The sequence below is a fragment of the Paraflavitalea pollutisoli genome (assembly GCF_029360705.1).
Lineage (GTDB): Bacteria > Bacteroidota > Bacteroidia > Chitinophagales > Chitinophagaceae > Paraflavitalea > Paraflavitalea pollutisoli.
Map to the genome: position 1 here is coordinate 1,677,270 of NZ_JARKMX010000008.1, position 16,333 is coordinate 1,693,602.

At 50.0% G+C, this 16,333-nt stretch carries 15 protein-coding genes; 7 read left to right on the top strand and 8 right to left on the bottom strand.

Annotated features, from left to right (window positions below):
* The 3 genes from P2W70_RS20400 to P2W70_RS20410 all read right to left on the bottom strand — a co-directional run bounded on the left by P2W70_RS20400 (position 1) and on the right by P2W70_RS20410 (position 4,038).
* Entirely contained in the window at positions 1–2,337 is a 2,337-nt protein-coding gene (locus P2W70_RS20400) for a TonB-dependent receptor (protein ID WP_276483368.1), read from the bottom strand.
* A gap of 222 nt (positions 2,338–2,559) precedes the next feature.
* Entirely contained in the window at positions 2,560–2,928 is a 369-nt protein-coding gene (locus P2W70_RS20405; RefSeq protein ID WP_276483369.1) for a hypothetical protein, read from the bottom strand.
* Positions 2,929–3,165: 237 nt separating this feature from the next.
* A complete protein-coding gene (locus P2W70_RS20410; protein ID WP_276483370.1) occupies positions 3,166–4,038 on the bottom strand; it encodes an AraC family transcriptional regulator in 873 nt (290 codons plus the stop codon).
* Between the two features lie 322 nt (positions 4,039–4,360).
* Between P2W70_RS20410 and ppsA the strand changes: the two genes are divergently transcribed.
* From ppsA to P2W70_RS20425, 3 genes are all read left to right on the top strand, one after another.
* Positions 4,361–6,796 (top strand): phosphoenolpyruvate synthase, encoded by a 2,436-nt coding sequence (ppsA, locus tag P2W70_RS20415; protein WP_276483371.1) that lies wholly within the window; start codon positions 4,361–4,363, stop codon positions 6,794–6,796.
* A gap of 209 nt (positions 6,797–7,005) precedes the next feature.
* The gene (locus P2W70_RS20420) at positions 7,006–7,971 is read left to right on the top strand and encodes an Abi family protein (RefSeq protein WP_276483372.1); all 966 of its coding nucleotides are present in this window, start codon (positions 7,006–7,008) and stop codon (positions 7,969–7,971) included.
* A gap of 89 nt (positions 7,972–8,060) precedes the next feature.
* Positions 8,061–9,275, top strand: a complete 1,215-nt coding sequence (locus P2W70_RS20425; RefSeq protein WP_276483373.1) for an SGNH/GDSL hydrolase family protein — start codon at positions 8,061–8,063, stop codon at positions 9,273–9,275.
* Between the two features lie 39 nt (positions 9,276–9,314).
* Here the strand turns inward: P2W70_RS20425 and P2W70_RS20430 are convergent, their stop codons facing one another.
* The 4 genes from P2W70_RS20430 to P2W70_RS20445 all read right to left on the bottom strand — a co-directional run bounded on the left by P2W70_RS20430 (position 9,315) and on the right by P2W70_RS20445 (position 11,825).
* Positions 9,315–10,097, bottom strand: a complete 783-nt coding sequence (locus P2W70_RS20430; RefSeq protein WP_276483374.1) for an RMD1 family protein — start codon at positions 10,095–10,097, stop codon at positions 9,315–9,317.
* A 115-nt stretch (positions 10,098–10,212) separates the two neighbouring features.
* Positions 10,213–10,512, bottom strand: coding sequence for a thioredoxin (gene trxA, locus P2W70_RS20435; RefSeq protein ID WP_276483375.1), 300 nt, complete (start codon positions 10,510–10,512; stop codon positions 10,213–10,215).
* Positions 10,513–10,521: 9 nt separating this feature from the next.
* Positions 10,522–10,887, bottom strand: a complete 366-nt coding sequence (locus P2W70_RS20440; RefSeq protein WP_276483376.1) for a hypothetical protein — start codon at positions 10,885–10,887, stop codon at positions 10,522–10,524.
* 20 nt (positions 10,888–10,907) lie between these two features.
* Positions 10,908–11,825 (bottom strand): DnaJ C-terminal domain-containing protein, encoded by a 918-nt coding sequence (locus tag P2W70_RS20445; protein WP_276483377.1) that lies wholly within the window; start codon positions 11,823–11,825, stop codon positions 10,908–10,910.
* Positions 11,826–12,158: 333 nt separating this feature from the next.
* Between P2W70_RS20445 and P2W70_RS20450 the strand changes: the two genes are divergently transcribed.
* Positions 12,159–13,190, top strand: coding sequence for an aldo/keto reductase (locus tag P2W70_RS20450; protein ID WP_276483378.1), 1,032 nt, complete (start codon positions 12,159–12,161; stop codon positions 13,188–13,190).
* A gap of 88 nt (positions 13,191–13,278) precedes the next feature.
* Here P2W70_RS20450 and P2W70_RS20455 read toward each other — a convergent pair whose 3' ends face one another.
* Positions 13,279–14,112 (bottom strand): sugar phosphate isomerase/epimerase family protein, encoded by an 834-nt coding sequence (locus tag P2W70_RS20455; RefSeq protein WP_276483379.1) that lies wholly within the window; start codon positions 14,110–14,112, stop codon positions 13,279–13,281.
* A 337-nt stretch (positions 14,113–14,449) separates the two neighbouring features.
* Between P2W70_RS20455 and P2W70_RS20460 the strand changes: the two genes are divergently transcribed.
* The 3 genes from P2W70_RS20460 (at position 14,450) to P2W70_RS20470 (ending at position 16,074) form a co-directional block, all read left to right on the top strand.
* Positions 14,450–14,797 (top strand): hypothetical protein, encoded by a 348-nt coding sequence (locus P2W70_RS20460; RefSeq protein WP_276483380.1) that lies wholly within the window; start codon positions 14,450–14,452, stop codon positions 14,795–14,797.
* 102 nt (positions 14,798–14,899) lie between these two features.
* Complete coding sequence (locus P2W70_RS20465; RefSeq protein ID WP_276483381.1) at positions 14,900–15,418, top strand: LuxR C-terminal-related transcriptional regulator; 519 nt, start codon at positions 14,900–14,902, stop codon at positions 15,416–15,418.
* A gap of 119 nt (positions 15,419–15,537) precedes the next feature.
* Positions 15,538–16,074 carry a DUF4199 domain-containing protein gene (locus P2W70_RS20470; protein ID WP_276483382.1) on the top strand — a complete coding sequence of 179 codons (537 nt, stop codon included), beginning with the start codon at positions 15,538–15,540 and terminating at the stop codon, positions 16,072–16,074.
* The last annotated feature ends 259 nt before the right edge of the window (positions 16,075–16,333 follow it).

Genomic DNA, 16,333 nt, shown 5'->3' on the forward strand with positions numbered 1-16,333 from the left:
TTATTTTTTAGGGAATTGACCAAGATCGCAGGAGAACCCTACGGTTACATTGCGGGGTTCGGCAGGATTGTAGCTATAGCCGAAACTGCTTTTGCTCGCCGTATAGGCATAGTAGCTATTGCCCAGGTTGACCGTATTCACCCACACCTCAAAGGCCTTCCACTGATAGCCGGCACGCAGCTGTACTACATCAAACCCATTGTACTTGACCGTATTGAGCGGATCGAGCCAGTAGCTGCCCAGGTGTTGCCATTCGAGGCCAACGCGTAATCCTTTTGCATAGGCGGGTCGGTACCAGGCTTCTGCATTATAGATCCAATTGGGCGCGCCATTCATTTCTTTGCCGTTGTATTGCACGCCCTTCTCGTTGAACTCATCAAATTCATGGCGACTGAAAGCACCACTGAAACGTAGGCTCAATTCCGGTATGGGATTCGCATTCACGCCCATTTCAATGCCCATATGTACGGTTTTGCCGGCATTGCGGTTTTCGGTGCTGCCATCATCCAATCGAACCGATACCACCTCATTGGTACCATCGAGAAAATAGACACTCACATCACCGCTTAGTTTACCCTTCAGCAAAGAGAACCAGCCACCCGCTTCGTAATTGTAAAAGACAGACGGATCGAGGTTGGGCACTTTTACCCCCCGGTACATCTCCGTCACCTGGGGTGGCACGAAACCCTGGCTGTAGTTGGCGTAGATACCTGCCCGCGGACTGAAATTATACGTAAACCCGATCTTCGGACTTACCGCGCTGAAAAGGTTGACAGTATCGGGAGATCCGCTATAGGCGGAAGGCGTCAGGTAGTTGTTGAACTGGTAGCGAAACACATCATAACGCAGGGAGCCCACGATGCGCAGGGCTGGTATAGGAGACAATTCCAGGTTCAGGAATGCTGCATAGTTATTGAGGTTACTGAAGTAATTGGTCAGCACACTGTCCTTTTGCTGATAGCTGTCATACTTACCCGTGAGCGTATCTTTTTTAATGCGGATATAATCAGCCCGGTAGGTAGAGGGACTGATATCGGCCGACACGCCACCGATGACAGCGGCGTCTTTCCAGTCAAACTGTTGTTTGTGCTGTGCGATGAATACATAGCTATTAAAAGACGCATCGTTGATCTCACCGTGGGCAAGGTCCTTCTTCCCGATCCAGCCGGCGCCCTGGCGGCGATAGTCGTCTTTGACGGAATAGGCAGGGTTCTGGCCGATGGAATTATCCCGGTACATCAGGTTGATGCTGGACTTACTTTGATTGTTCCAGGTGTGCTGCAACGAAGTACGGTAGCGCAGTCCGCTCACTTTGCGGTAGGTAAAGGTCTGCGGATTCTTAAATGATTTGCTGGCAAACTTGGCACTATCAATCCCCCCGGGCATATCACTGTAATAATCGAGCCAGGTGATTGAATTGGTCAGCAGGGTCTTGTCGCTGAAACGATAATCTACACGCGCCGTCACGATCCCTTTGTGAAAGTCACTGTATTCGATATAGCTGTTGCGTTTATCGGCATAATAACCATTGATGCTGACACCCCATTTGCCACTGGTAAAGCCCGTTTGCAGGTCGGCGCGCTTGTACCCAATATCGTTGCCTTGTACAGACAACTTCAACGAGGGAAGTGCTGTCGGGGCGAGTGTAATAAAATTCACGACCCCGCCAATAGCTTCGCTACCATACAAAGAAGAGGAAGGCCCTTTGATCACTTCGATATTCCGGACGGCAGCCATGTTCATTTCCAGCAAGGCATTGTGGTTGAACAAGCCCGTGGTGCGGATGGGCATACCATCTTCCAGGTACAGGAAAAGACTTTTGGTGGTCATGGGCTGGCGGATGCTCATGGAGTGTTGCTCATTGCCCAGGTTGACCATATACACACCACTTACTTTATTGAGCACCTGATCGACGGTGATGGGTTTTGTATCCTGAATGGTTTTAGCCGTCAGGGTATTGATGGCCACCGGTGCCTGCGACCGACGGGCTACATCGCGGTTGGCCGAGATCACGACTTCGGGCATGGTGTTGTTGCCAGATTGCAACTGGATCAACAACGTTGCCTGATCCGGGTTTACCACTACCTGCAAAGGCTGATAACCAATACAGGTTATCAGTAAGGACTGAGCCTGACCATTGAGGGGAATATCGCATTCACCGGTATGGCTGGCAGTGAGGGTTTGCTGCGACTGCTTGATTAGTATCGTCGCGCTGATGACCGCTTCTTTGGTAACGGCATCGATGATCCTGGCGCGACAGGCAGTGGACTGCCCGTAGCTGACTTGACACAAAAATAGAACACAACAGCCGATGAGGCCTGTTAGAATAGATTTCATAAAACGCCGGTTTTGGCATGAAGTATAGCATCCTTTGCCTGCGCAAAAGTGCATGGAACAACGGGCCACTTCAATGGGTGGGTGCATGAAGTGGAGATTCTGGATCATGAAATGACAGATTATCCCGGACCGAAAAGGCTTTGGGAATCATCGCATGCGCCAACTGTGCCAACTCACCGGTTAAGCTGGCTTAGCGGAACACACGATCGGTTACACGACGTACTAAGCTCGGGGAGGGTGAAAAATAGCGGCAGCATCCTGTTGCAGAATGGGCGCCTGGTAGTGTGGGAAAACAGCGGCTGGATCTGCAAGCGGCGCAAAGCTCACCGCTTCAGCTACTTCGTTGAATAAGAAGGTCTCAAACTTCTCTTTGCCCCCGTTGAGCGGGGAATTGGCCTGTTGATCCTGGGTGGCCAGTTGCTTGCGCAGGTAACATTTACCATGACAGGAAGAGTTGACCTTGGCGCGGTTCTCACAAAGCGTGGCGGCGATCTTACGCTGGTTGATGGCAAAACTGAGCACGATCCAGCTTTTGCTGAAGGTCTGTGCCAGCACGATCACCAGTAATACTATTGCGCCAATTTGCTTCAATCGTGAAATTTGTGCAAAAGTAATACCGGAAGCGCAAAAAATCACCTATGCAGCTATAGGTTCAGGAAAAAATAGTGATTAGGGGTATAACAACCTCCGAACGCCTCTTATTGGACCCATACCTGGTGGCGCCGTCGCACCGGGCTTCCTGCACGGCATAGTTCGCCACCCCCCAAATGAATCGATAGCCCACGAAAGCCATTGCACACACCCCGCCTGCTGCTCACGCCCCTACGGTTATCGCCCCTCCTGGTAATGTTTGCGGTGGGCCATGGGCGTGGTGCCCGTGATGCTCTTGAAGTGCCGGTTGAAGTTGGAGAAATTATTGAATCCGCTATCATAACACACTTCGGCGATCGATTGCTGGGTTTCGGCGAGGAGTTTACAGGCATGTCCGATGCGGACTTCCATCAGGAACTGCGAAAAGGTTTTCTTGATCCTCGACTTGAAATAACGGCAAAAGGAATTGGGACTGATATGCGCCACATTGGCAATCTGCTCCAGGGTGATCTCCCGCGCAAAATTCTTCATGATGTACTGGTAGATATTCTTCATGCGGTCGGCTTCCATTTCGTTGTAGTGAAAATCGAGTCCCTTGCTGCATACGGTCTTCGTTTGCCGCGATCCTGCGATCGTATGTAATATCTGCATCAACAGGATGATACGCTCCGACTTACGCGCTTCCACCAATTGCTCCATATACGATGCGATAGCCAACCGCGTCTGGTTCTTGATCCGTACGCCTTGCTGCGCCCGGTCGAGTAAGCGCAACAGGTCTTTATTTTCGGGCAACCGGAAGAAATCGGCGCCCAGGCATTCCGGTGTAAAATGTACAATGATGGCTTCTGCCTGCATTTTCGATTGTTTGCGCATGAACTTCTCATCACTCCGGAACCAATGCGGCAGGTTGGCCCCCAGCAGGATCATGTCGTTGGCCTTGAAGTGGTGAATGTGGTCACCCACAAACTGACGCCCGTATCCCTTGATAATATGTATCAGCTCCAACTCCGGGTGGTAATGCCATTGATTGTAAAAATAAGGCACCCGGTCATGACGAACACTAAATGAATGTTCCGCCTCCAATTGGATCTTCATCAACTGGGCCTTCATGCTAAATCGATTTTAATACTTTCATGGTATGCAATTGGCTATCCAATCACCAATCGATGTTAAGATAGTACAAAAACTGGGTAATCGGGTGGAAAGGAGTTATTTCATTTGCGCCTACTTTTGATCTCGCAAGCTGGTCATATCGCCGGTCTGCACATCCACTACCATCGCCGGGGCCAATCAGGCAACCTGCGCCGGCAGTAGCTTTCAGCGCATCATCAACAATCCAGTTTGTCCTTCTTGCCTTCCATGGATCTCGTATGACATCATTACGGGCTGCAACGCCTGTGAGCATACCTATAACACCATAAAAACAAAACACATGGTTAGCCCGATCATCATGCCCCTGCACAAGGCAGGCATTAAAGACATTGAACTTGTCGGCGGCAAAAACGCCTCTTTAGGAGAAATGCTTCAACACCTGACCCCATTAGGTGTCAGGATTCCGCAGGGATTCATCATTACGGTACATGGCTACAACAAGTTTATTCGTTTCAACAAACTGGAAGTACTGATTGGCGATCAACTGGCCACCATCATTCCCGACAACATTGCCTCCCTGCAGGCTGCCGGTGCCGCCATCCGCCAGATGATCCACCGCAGCCCCTTCCCACCCGAAATGATCGACCAGATCAGTGATGCGTATGATGAGCTCTCCGAGCTGTATAAGGAGCTGTGTACCGATGTTGCCGTTCGTTCTTCTGCCACTGCAGAAGACCTGCCAGACGCCTCCTTTGCCGGACAGCAAGACACCTACCTCAATGTACGGGGAATCGATCAGCTACTCACGTCCATCAAACATTGCTTTGCCTCCCTGTTTACGGATCGGGCCATCAGTTACCGGAAAGGCTTTGGCTATGATCATTTCAAGATTGGTTTATCGGTATGCATTCAAAAGATGGTGCGCTCGGATGTAGGGTCATCTGGCGTATCCTTCTCGCTCGATACCGAAAGTGGCTTTAAAGATGCCATCGTGATCAATGGCGCTTATGGCCTGGGTGAACTGATCGTACAAGGCACACTGTCGCCTGATGAGTTTATAGTATTCAAACCCAGCCTGCAACAAGGTTTCCCGGCCATCATCGAAAAGAAACTGGGCACTAAGGAGAAGAAGATGATCTATGGAGAAGAGCCCGGCGAAAGGGTTGCGATCGTCAATACCACATCCAAAGAAAGAGCCCGGTTCTGCCTGCCCGACCACCAGGTATTGCTGTTGGCCACCTGGGTGATGGAGATTGAAAAATATTACAGCGCTGTACACCAACGCTGGTGCCCGATGGATGTAGAATGGGCGCTCGACGGATTCACCCATGAGTTGTTTGTAGTACAGGCCCGTCCTGAAACGATCCACTCCCGCCGCCGTCCGGGCAACTATACCGAATACCGCCTCACCGATAGCGATCGTTCCTCCAAAGTACTCGCGCAGGGCATCGCCGTGGGCGACAAGGCGGCCAGTGGCAGGGTACGCATCCTGCACTCCATTCACCAGCAGGAACTGCATACCGTTGTATTCAACCCCGGCGATGTATTGGTGACCGATATCACAGACCCCGACTGGGAACCCATCATGAAAAAAGCGGCCGCCATTATCACCAACAAAGGAGGCCGCACCTGTCATGCCGCCATTGTAGCCCGGGAGTTGGGTGTGCCTGCGATCGTTGGTTGTGGCCATATCACAACCACGCTGCAGGAAGACCAACTCATCACAGCGTCCTGCGCCGAAGGAGAAACCGGCTGGGTATATGATGGAGCGATAGCGTTCGAGGTTACGCGGCACGAGACGGATGATTTTGCACCCACGGAGACACCTATACTGCTCAATGTAGCTTCGCCCGATAGGGCGTTCCGGTTTGCCGCCTTACCCAGCAAAGGGGTTGGACTGGCCCGCGAAGAATTCATCATCAACAATTACATCAAAGTGCATCCGCTGGCGCTGCTGCACCACCGCGAGTTGGGGGATGAAGGTTTGTCGAAGTCTATCGCTACGATCACGCAAGGCTATGCCAGCGAAGAGGAATTCTTTGTCGAGAAACTGGCACAGGGCATCGGCAAGATCGCGGCAGCTTTTTACCCGCATCGCGTGCTGGTGCGCTTCTCCGATTTCAAGAGCAATGAATACTACAACCTGCTTGGCGGCAGTCATTTTGAACCGGAAGAAGAAAACCCTATGATCGGCTGGCGTGGCGCCTCACGGTATTATTCACCCCAATACAAAGAGGCCTTCCTGCTGGAATGCCAGGCCGTCAAACTGGCGCGCGAAAAAATGGGGCTGAAGAATATCGCCGTCATGATCCCCTTCTGTCGCACGGTGAAAGAGTTGCTGCAGGTGTATGAAGCCATGGCAGCGGGTGGACTGGAACGTGGCAAGGACGGACTCGAGGTTGTATTGATGGCAGAACTACCTTCCAACATCATCATGGCGAGGGAATTTGCCCGGCACATCGACGGATTCTCCATTGGGTCGAATGACCTTACCCAATTGGTATTGGGGCTTGATCGTGACTCCTCTCTCGTAGCGCATATTTATGACGAACGCAATGAAGCGGTGAAGTCGATGATCGCCATGTTGATCCAGACTGCCCGTGAAGCAAATATCAAAGTGGGCATCTGTGGCCAGGGCCCCTCCGACTTCCCCGACTTTGCCCAATTCCTGGTAGAGATGGGCATCGATTCGATCTCTGTGACGCCGGACTCCTACTACAAGACGGCCAAAGCCATTCACCATATCGAGCAGGCGATGAAAGTGATGACGGCGTGAGATGACCTTTCCACCAACGCCTAAGTCGTTGGTGGAAGCTTTTAAAAAATTGATTATCAATACCAAACTTAATTTATTATTTAAATTTGTTATTCATTAAATTCTTTGTAATTTTATGGTAATAACACCTGTCAAGCCTCGGGTTCTGAAAAGAACACTGCGCAACTCTGACAGGTTCTTCTTTTAATAGCCATAAGAAACAAAAGCGATTGGAAAAAATCTCTTTCAAGCAACCTTCATTGACGATTGCTGAACAACTCATTCTCCTACAGCAAAAGGGGCTTATCATTGAAGAAGAAGCTACCGCAGAACACTGGTTATCCCATATTAGTTATTTTCGATTTAAGCATTACTCCTATGGTTTCAAAGACTACAAGAATAACAGCGGAAATTATTTTGCGGGAACAAAGTTTGAGGAAGTAAGAGACCTCTACCTCTTTGATCGAAAAATAAAAATGTTAATTTTTGAGGCTTTAGAGAATATAGAAATTGCCGTCAAAACACAGCTATCCAACAAGATGGCAGCAGGTTATGGGGCGCACTGGTATTTGGACTCCAACTATTTCATCTCTGAGCAAGAGAGGAGGCAAATGATACGAAACGCAAGAATTGGGGAAGAAATCCCCAACACTTTTAACCATGCTATGTATATTAAAAACCTGGAGGAGTATATGAAAGCTCCAGATGAGGTTTTCTTGAAAAGTTACAAAGACCTATACACACCTGAACTCCCTCCGTCATGGATGATGGTTGAAATTATTACATTCGGTACGCTTTCAATTTTATTTGAGAACCTAAAACCATGCGAAGAGAAAACTGCTGTACATGATCATTTCGGTCTTACCAAAAAGCACTTTGTATCCTGGCTGCATTGCTTTTCCTTTATCAGAAACAAGTGTGCGCATCATGCACGATTAATCTATTCAAAAATTACGTTTGCACCTTCTTTACCTCAAAAAAGGAGTCGACAATTCTTAGCCGAAGCTGACGTCGTCAATAATGCGTCATTATATGCTGTAATGTGTTGCATTCAACACATGTTAAACACCTGTAATAATAAATCATCTTTCAAAACGCAGCTGCTTGCAATTACCGATGAATATCCCGGTATTAATTACAATTTATTGGGGTTCACTACTCATTGGAAAAGGGAATCCTTGTGGTCAGCCCAATAGGGGAAGGCCAACATAGCTCACTAAATAGCTGGCGGAAAGCGTTGTCTTTTCGCCAGCTATTGAATACATTGCGGCACTAATTGATCGCCATGCGCCGTATCTGCTGTTTATTCGTACTTGCCAGCCTATGCCTTTGCTCTTTACCGGCCCTTTCCCAGCGGCTGTTGAGCCAGGAGTTCATTACTCCCCGCTCCATCGCCAACTGCGCCATCCGGCTGGGTTTCGATGCCACCGACAGAACGTTCACCGTCGCTTACCTCGGCGGCTCTATCACCAACATGAACGGCTGGCGCAATAAAGTAGATTCTTTCCTGCAAGCCCGCTATCCCAGCAATAAACTCAGGTTCATCAATGCCGGCATTCCCTCCCTCGGTAGCCTGCCCCACGCCTTTCGACTACAACGTGATGTGCTGGACTCGGGCCGAATCGATCTGCTGTTCCTCGAAGCTGCCGTCAACGACCACGTGAACGGTACCGATAGCCTTACACAAATGTGCACGCTCGAAGGCATCGTACGGCATGCTTTGCGCAGCAATCCCTATATGGATATCGTGCTGATGTCCTTCGCCGATCCGGATAAATTGAAGGATTACGACGAGGGCATTACACCCACCGAGATCAGCAACCACGAAACGGTCGCCGCCCATTATAATCTTGCCTCCATCAACCTCGCCAAAGAAGTTCATGACCGTATTAAGAACAGGGAGTTCACCTGGGAGAAGGATTTCAAAGACCTGCACCCCGCTCCTTTCGGACACCAGTTGTATTTTGAAACCATCTATGAACTGTGGCAGATGGCCGACAAAATCGCATTGGCCTATATCGGTCGCACACCCCGCCTCACCAAACACCGCCTCCCCGCCCCCCTCAACACCACCGCCTTCGATAAGGGACGCTATGTTCCCATCACCGAAGCACGTCCCGATACCGCCTGGACTATTAACCCCGATTGGACGCCCACCGATGGTCTCAACACCCGCAAAGGATTTGTACATGTCCCCATGCTGACCACCGTTACCGCCGGCGCCACCCTGAATTTCTCCTTCAAGGGCACGGCTATAGGAATAGCCATCGTGTCTGGTCAGGATGCCGGCATCGTCGAATACTCGATCGATGGCGCTCCCTTCCGGCAGATCGACCTCTTTACCCAGTGGAGCAAATCCCTGCACCTGCCCTGGTATGTATTGTTTGATGGTAACCTGCCGCGCAGGAAGCACAAACTGGTGTTGCGCGTCGCCAACACACATAATGTGAATAGCACGGGCAACGCCTGCCGCATCGTTCATTTCCTGGTGAATGAATAAGCAGCCAGCAATCGGCTGTGGAAGGGCTGCTAAAAGCCCCTAAAACAATTTATCGAAGAAGATATTGAGGATCTCCACCGCAATCAGGATGATGATGATCCATTCCAGCGTACTGCTGTGCGAGTGCTGGTTGATGTCTTTGTAGATCTCCAGGTTTTCCTGGATGATGCTGAGGCTCTCCTGCAGGCTCCGGTGCCGGATGCGGATATCCAGCTCAACATTCAGCTTGGCATGCAGTTCATTGAGGTATTGATCCTCCCAGGTAATATCGGGACTGTCGAAGATGTACAGGTTGCGGGCAATCCGGTTTTTCAGGTTGAGTACTTTACCGATGTATTTGAGCAGCGCTTTGCCCTTAATGGAGAACTTGCCCTTCTCCTCCAATTCGTTGCTGAGGTAAGTGGTTTGCTCCAGCAACATATTCGTTTGATCGATGTAGTAATCGAGGGCTACCGACTGTGCGATGTTAAGCATTACGATCTTCGCCACATCTACATTGATGTGGTTCACGATGATCTTGTCAAAAAAAGCTTTGGTGGGAGAATCCGGCACCATTTCGATATCGATCTCTTCGCTCTCGAGTTCGTTAACTGCCAGGTTGAGGATGCGGCGAATGGAGGTGATGATATCCGTTTGCAGGGTCTTTTCGATGCCGAAAAATACTACGCTGCCATAATCGAATACCTGGAACCAGGAATACTGGCTGGTTTCGTAGATCAATTCAGTAGGATCTGCGTAAACACAGTGAAAGGTGAGGCTGTTCTTGATCAACTTTAGATCCAAACGTCCGCCCAGGTGATATCCGATCGTGGTAATTTTCATACAATATCCGTAATGGTCGCCCTGCTAAAGTACGGATATTTCAAGCAGCCGCCATATTACCGGTAATCAGTATAGTACCGATATGCTGCGCCGGGCTGCCTGAATCGCCTGTTCACTACACCACATGTTGCCCGATCGCATACAGGATGTTACTTTTATTTAACATACCCGACTGCCGCCACAACACTTTTCCCTGCTGAAAAAGGATCAAAGTAGGTATGCCGGATACGGAATAAGCCTGCGCCGCCTGCTGGTTGGTATCTACGTTGATCTTGATCGTCTTCACCTTGTCCGACATTTCCCGGGCTACTTCCCGGATCACCGGCTCCATGGCCCGGCAAGGACTGCACCAATCGGCATAAAAATCCACCAGCACCGGCATATCGCCATTAATCAGTTCCTGAAATGATTTCATAGTTTCAAATTAAGATGTTACCCGGCCCGAAGCCAGCTCTACCTGCAAGCGTGCTACCACCGGATTGCCGATATCGGCATTCAGCAATATCAGTTGCAAGCCCAGGTCCGATACGAGCCAGTCTTTTTTCAACGTGTCACCCGCATAGACGAATATGCTTTTGAAATGCTCCGTTGGAAGAATGCCTGCAGACACACATACGACCAACGCTTTTTGTACTGCTTGAGCCAATTCTTCGTCATCCAGCAGGGCGCGTTCCTGTAACGAACCTGCATAGTGGATCAGTTTTCGGCTGATCAATATGTCCCTGATATCATCGATCACATTGGCATAGCTGTCGGTATACGGTCGGTAAATGATAAGATCCGGAAACATAGTGTTCATATTTTCAGGTTCTATGATTGAAAACTTTCCTGCAACTGGCGGAAAAGCTCCCGTTGTTGATCTGTCAGCTTTTCGGGCACTTCTACCTGTATTTCCAACAGCAGATCGCCTCGTTGCGCTGGTTGGTTATAGACCGGCATTCCTTTGCCGCGGATGCGCAGCAATTTGCCATTTTGGGTACCAGCCGGTATTTTGATCTTTAATTGTCCGGCCAGGGTGGCTACTTCCTTTTCACCGCCCAGTACGGCCGTAAACAAGTCGACGAGTACCGTACGGCGCAGATCGTCACCATCACGGCGATAGCTGGCATGCTGCGATACCCGGATGGTAATGAACAGATCGCCCGCCTCACCCCCATTGAGTCCGGCAGCTCCTTTACCAGCCAGCTTGATGGTAAGGCCGTCGTAAACACCCGGCTTCAGGGTGATGCGGATCTTCTGTTCGTTGATATTGAACAGGCGGGTAGTGCCTTCAAACGCTTCTTCCAGCGTAATGGTCACCTCTGACTGATAATCCTGCCCCTTGTGTTTACGGGTGCTCCGGCGTGATCCTGTGCGGCTGCCACCGCCCCCAAAGAATTCGCCGAAAATGTCGGAGAAATCGCCGCCCTTTCCAAAGAACTCACCGGGATCACCCTCGTACTCGTAAGATCCACCTCCTGCCCCACCTCCCTGGTATTGGTGCTGGCCTTGTTGCTGGCCATTGAACTGGTTCCAGTTGGGCCCATAAACATCGTATTTCTTACGTTTTTCGGGGTCACTCAATACTTCATACGCCTCATTCAATTCCTTGAATTTCTCTTCCGACTCCTTGTTACCGGGATTCTTATCCGGATGGTATTTTACAGCCAGCTTACGGAAGGCTTTCTTGATCTCATCTTCTTTAGCCTGTTTGGAAACGCCCAGTATAGAATAATAATCTTTAGCCACAGACGATTGGTGCTTTTAGTTGGTAATGTAAATCACAACAATACGATGCCACGATCGGGTTCGTTACGGTTGCAGGCAATGTATAACAAAAGAGGTATACTAAAGTTACGACAACTAACAACATGTGGCAATACGTCAACAGGTTAAGTCTGCCAAATTCCGTCAATGCAACATGAAAAGCCGTGATATAGGCAACTGGAGAACTGGGAAAATAGGGTAATTTGAAGCCGTTATCAGAAATCTGTCACCCTTGTATCAGACAACTGATGGGCGCCCTTGCAACAAACGCACGATTCATGTTGTTAATTCCCTCGTATAATCAACTAAACATATATGGAATACAGACATTTGGGCGATTCCGGATTACAGGTGCCCGTGCTCAGTTTTGGAACCGCCACCTTTGGCGGTGTCGGTGAATTCTTCAAAGCCTGGGGTACTACCCAGCAAGACGAGGCCAACAGGCTGGTCAAATTGTGTATGGACGCCGGCGTCAATTTTTTCGACACGGCCAATGTATACTCGAATGGCGTATCGGAAGAAATCCTGGGCAATGCCATCAAGGGTATTCGCCAGCAACTGATCCTCTCCACCAAGGCGACCTTCAAAATGAGCGATGCGCCCAATGATTTTGGCTCGTCACGCATTCACCTGCTGAAACAGGTGGAAGACTCCCTACGCCGCCTGCAAACGGATTATATCGACATCTATCATATGCATGGTTTCGATGGCAATACACCGGTGGAAGAAACACTGCGCACGCTCGACAACCTCGTGCAGAGTGGCAAAGTGCGCTATATCGCCTGTTCCAACTTCTCTGGCTGGCACCTGATGAAATCACTGTCGGTATCCGAGCGCTATGGCTGGACGAAATACATCGCCCACCAGGCTTACTACAGCCTGCTCGACCGGGAGTTTGAATGGGAACTGATGCCGCTGGGCATAGACCAAAAGATCGGCACCATTGTCTGGAGCCCGCTGGCATCCGGCCGTTTGGGTGGTAAATACCGCCGCAACCAGCCCCTGCCCAAAGACAACCGGGTACAGCAAGGTGGTGGTCATGGACCAGCCCTCAACGAGCCTTTGTTGTACAACATCATGGATGCGCTGGACGAGGTAGCCGAAGAAACCGGTAAAACGGTGGCCCAGGTAGCGCTTAATTGGGTATTGCAGCGGCCTACAGTCTCCAATATCATCATTGGCGCCCGCAATGAGGAACAACTGAAACAAAACCTCGCTGCGGTGGGTTGGAACCTCACGACCGACCAGGTGAAAAAACTGGATGCCGCCAGCGATCGCGAACCCATTTATCCTTACTGGCACCAACGGCAGGATACGCAACTCAACCCGATCCCGAAGTTCTATTAAGATAGTGCAGACGAAAAATGCCGCCTCAGCACAATCGCTGGGGCGGCATTTTTTTATAGTTACCAGGCGCAGGGCCCGGCCAATTATATTAGGACAGTGTTTTTACCACACCGTGGTAGAAACCGGCAGATTCTGCAATGCCAGCCAGAGGATCGCTCATATCTTTTTCAAACTCCAGTGCACAAATGCCCTGGTATTTGATCTTCTGCAAGGCTTTAACAAGGGCACCAAAATCGATCACCCCACGCCCCAGCTCGATGGCCTTACCATCTTTCTGCGCCAGGGTAACGTCCTTGATGTGCAGGTCGAATATCCTGTCTTTGTACAGCTTTACGGCAGTAGCAGGGTCGGCGCCGGCACGGATCGCGTGGCCGATATCCAGGCACAATCCCATTCTGGGATCACGGCCTTTGATGAGTTCCATGACGTTGGCCGGACCGGGATACAATTTATCTTCCGGACCGTGGTTGTGGATGGCGATCCTGATGCCGGTCGCTTTTACCACCGACTCGGTGTGATCGAGCAATTCGGGATTGGGTACCCCTACGATCAGCGGCACGCCCACTTTTTTAGCGTAGGCAAAGGCCTCGTCCACCGCCTCTTTGGTTTTCATATAGATCACGCCCACCGCATACACATTGATACCGGCATCGGCCAGCTGCTTTTTCACGCTGTCGATCTTTTCCTGGGAACTGTTGAGCGGCAGGTGAATGTCTTTAATGGAAAGGTAATTGATGTTTACCTTTTTCATCATCGCAATGGCTTTCTCCAGGTCGAATTTAGCGAATGTGTAGCCTGCGATGCCAGTGTTGAGCGCTACGGCTCCTTTTACTTCGGGTGCAGCTGCTGATACGAGTGGTACACTGAGAGTGCCGGCCAGGCCCATGGCCGACTGTTGCAAAAAGTTAAGTCTTGATGTCATATGGCGGAATTAATTCAGGTGGTGGTTGTATAAGTGCGGAAGATACAACAAACCGGTAAAGCTCTTTGCGATATGTCAATTAATTTGCCTTGTGTCAAATTTATCGCCGGCGAGTTGGGCGTTAATTATTGATTTAACCTAGATTTGTTGCATACCATCCTGATAGCGACTTCCATTATTTTCCTGTGTAAGCTGTAGACTATCCAATCCTTATTGATCGTCCGGTCGCCGGAACCTCCACAAATAAGAAGCAAGCTTTTCTCTCCAGTGCCCCCGGCTGGGGAAATGACCCGTTTTATAAACCCTGAACAAACTCGTAGTAAAACCCTATCGGATTATGGAATTGTATGAAATCATTCCGGTCATCGTAAAGATCCTGCTGGGCTGCTCGCTCGGTGGTCTCTTTCTGCTCCTGCTGTTCACTGGCAAGATCAGGTTCAATGGCAAGGAAAAAGGCGGCCGCAACCTCGTTATTACCCTGGGAGTCGGCCTGGTGGGCACTTTGTTATTTTCACTCATTGCGGGCGCGCTGTTGTTTGAAAATGCAACAGTGGCCATCAATGCCGAACTAATGCCCGCCGGCGCGTTCATCTGCGCCTGCCTCGCCATTTGTTGCTTTGTACCCGTGCTCATTGCCCTGATCAAGATCATTGGACTGCTGGTGAACCGCAGTCAAAACGCCTGATCAACCGGCGTTGAAGTTATTGCTGCCCGTATGCCTCCCGAAGCCAACCGCTTCGGGGCTATTGGCTGCTGCCCACACTTTCCCACCTGAATTATCGTATTTTTGAAACCGGTCATTTTCCCGACCGGGCAAGTCATGTTGTTGAAGAGCATTTCCAGACATAAACAAACGATCCTGTATGGATTGTCGATGGCCGCGCTGCTCGTTTTGCTGCGCTGGCTGCAGTTGCGCTTGATCATTCTCGAACATGCTTTTGAACTCTATGCCGCCGCCATCGCGATCATCTTTACAGCGCTGGGCATCTGGCTGGCCCTTCGCCTCACCAAGCCCAAAGTGCGCACGGTGATCGTGGAAAAGCCGGTCTACCTGGAAAAAGAAATACCCGCCACGCCCCCCTTCCAGCTTAACGAAAAAGCCCTCAACCAATCGGGCATCAGCAAAAGAGAACTCGAGGTGTTGCAGCTCATTGCCGAAGGATGCAGTAACCAGGAGATCGCCGACCGCCTGTTTGTGTCGCTCAATACCGTTAAGACGCATTCCTCCAATCTTTTCGTCAAACTGGACGTCAAACGCCGCATTCAGGCCATCGAAAAAGCTAAGCAACTGAATATCATTCAGTAACTCCCATCACCCATTGGTATTATTTTCGGATTCACCCGTAAAATCACCCCAAAGTATGAGGCCTGGTATGGATTTACCCGGCAATTTTGCCGGGTAACCTTCTAACAAAACAAGTACACATGAAAAAACTCGTTTGGATCTTCGGCCTGCTCAGCGGCCTTATTGTAACGGCCATGATGGTCTATTCTTCTACCCAGGTGTATGCCGGGTCTGATTTCAAAGGCAACGAAATTCTAGGCTTCACTACCATCATAGTAGCCTTTTCTTTCATTTATGTCGGCATTAAGAATTACCGCGACAAACACCTGGGCGGTGTCATTAATTTTGGCAAGGCCTTCAAGGTCGGACTGCTGATTGCTCTTATCGCCTCGTCGATGTATGTGGGTGTATGGCTGATCGAATATTATGTGTTCATGCCCGACTTTGTAGAACGGTATGGTGAGTGTGTGATGAAAAATGCGCGGGAAGCAGGTGCCACGGCTGCCGAGCTCGCCCAAAAAGAAGAGCATATCGCCAGTACCGCCAAAATATATGAAACACCGCTGGGCGTCATCCTGATGACCTATACGGAGATCTTACCGATCGGTGTGGTGATCGCGCTGATCAGTTCGTTGATCTTAAAAAGAAAGCCGAAAGCCGCTACTGAGGTCGCGTAGGCTCTCGCCGGCACTGATCAACTGCTATGCGGCCTTGCTGCCAGTCCTGAAAAAAAGGCCGCCATTGGGGTTATGGCGCGTTATTTAATGCTTCTTTAATGCAACCTTTTTCAAGCCGGTGCGCTCTGCGTACCGGCTTGTCTTTTGCAAGCAGTTGCTTTAACGAAGCTTTACAAATCCTTTACCATTTCATTAGTAAAAACAGCTGTTGTTTCAACATAACTTTGCAGTCCCCCCAACACCTATTTGACTTACGCAG

Bases quoted from the DNA above. Each gene is read 5' to 3' on its own strand.
- P2W70_RS20400 (WP_276483368.1), bottom strand. From the start codon at position 2,337: ATGAAATCTATTCTAACAGGCCTCATCGGCTGTTGTGTTCTATTTTTG.
- P2W70_RS20410 (WP_276483370.1), bottom strand. From the start codon at position 4,038: ATGAAGGCCCAGTTGATGAAGATCCAATTGGAGGCGGAACATTCATTT.
- ppsA (WP_276483371.1), top strand. From the start codon at position 4,361: ATGGTTAGCCCGATCATCATGCCCCTGCACAAGGCAGGCATTAAAGAC.
- P2W70_RS20425 (WP_276483373.1), top strand. From the start codon at position 8,061: ATGCGCCGTATCTGCTGTTTATTCGTACTTGCCAGCCTATGCCTTTGC.
- P2W70_RS20430 (WP_276483374.1), bottom strand. From the start codon at position 10,097: ATGAAAATTACCACGATCGGATATCACCTGGGCGGACGTTTGGATCTA.
- trxA (WP_276483375.1), bottom strand. From the start codon at position 10,512: ATGAAATCATTTCAGGAACTGATTAATGGCGATATGCCGGTGCTGGTG.
- P2W70_RS20440 (WP_276483376.1), bottom strand. From the start codon at position 10,887: ATGTTTCCGGATCTTATCATTTACCGACCGTATACCGACAGCTATGCC.
- P2W70_RS20450 (WP_276483378.1), top strand. From the start codon at position 12,159: ATGGAATACAGACATTTGGGCGATTCCGGATTACAGGTGCCCGTGCTC.
- P2W70_RS20455 (WP_276483379.1), bottom strand. From the start codon at position 14,112: ATGACATCAAGACTTAACTTTTTGCAACAGTCGGCCATGGGCCTGGCC.
- P2W70_RS20460 (WP_276483380.1), top strand. From the start codon at position 14,450: ATGGAATTGTATGAAATCATTCCGGTCATCGTAAAGATCCTGCTGGGC.
- P2W70_RS20470 (WP_276483382.1), top strand. From the start codon at position 15,538: ATGAAAAAACTCGTTTGGATCTTCGGCCTGCTCAGCGGCCTTATTGTA.